Raw genomic sequence first — 233 nt, forward strand, 5'->3', positions numbered from 1 at the left:
TTCCCGGCGACCTGCGGCGACACCTTCGGCTCGAAGTTCGCGGCCACCAACGCCGGCATGCTCTACACCGCCAAGGGCACGGCCGCCTTCCTGGTGCCGTTCGCCAGCCTCGTCTCGGCCGCCTACGGATGGTCGGCGGTGTTTGCGATCGTGATCGGGCTGAACGCGACGGCCGCCTTCCTCGCGCTGTTCGTGCTCAAGCCGATGCGCACGCGCTATCTCGCTGAGGACGG

1 pseudogene is annotated in these 233 nt (G+C 68.7%); it reads left to right on the top strand.

Going from position 1 to position 233, the window contains the following annotated elements:
• Nucleotides 1-233: pseudogene (locus WDW90_RS40415) on the top strand (oxalate/formate MFS antiporter); the annotation flags it as partial.

Source organism: Methylobacterium nigriterrae (genome assembly GCF_037106235.1).
In the GTDB taxonomy this organism is placed as follows: Bacteria; Pseudomonadota; Alphaproteobacteria; order Rhizobiales; family Beijerinckiaceae; genus Methylobacterium; species Methylobacterium nigriterrae.